Genomic DNA, 465 nt, shown 5'->3' with positions numbered 1-465 from the left:
CGCCGATGGTCGGCATCGGGGCGCCCCCCGTCAGCGGGTTGATGTAGCGTAGCTTGACGCCGGTCCAGGGATCGATCTCCTGCTGGCGGCGCAGGGTGTCGAGCGCTTCGCGCGAGCGGGCGTAGGGGTAGTTGAAGATCGGCGAGCTGGCGCGGGTGTGCAGCTGGCGCACCGGCGCCATGTTGTAGCCGTAGGCGGCCAGGCTGCGGCCTTCCGGACGCGCCACCTGCTGGCTGGATTCTTCGCCGTTCTCGGCGAAGCCGCCGCTGAAGAAGCGCGTGGTCGGGATGTCCAGGCCGTCGAGCCAGACCACCGGTTCGGCCAGGCCGTCGATGCCGGGATTGCCGTGGTCGTGCCAGGCCCAGGACGGGGTCAGGATGAAGTCGCCCGGGTGCATGGTGGTGCGCTCGCCGTCCACCGCCGTGTAGGCGCCCTTGCCGTGAGTGCCGATCAGGGCAAAGATGG

Annotated in this window: 1 protein-coding gene; it reads right to left on the bottom strand. The window is 69.9% G+C overall.

Going from position 1 to position 465, the window contains the following annotated elements; all coding sequences use genetic code 11:
• On the bottom strand, nucleotides 1-465 hold a 465-nt coding region (locus KVT32_RS28720), incomplete at both ends, for a cupin domain-containing protein (protein WP_217619272.1).

Source organism: Achromobacter sp. GbtcB20, assembly GCF_019091095.1.
Classification (GTDB): domain Bacteria; phylum Pseudomonadota; class Gammaproteobacteria; order Burkholderiales; family Burkholderiaceae_B; genus Achromobacter; species Achromobacter mucicolens.
This window is presented reverse-complemented; position numbering and strand designations above follow the sequence as displayed.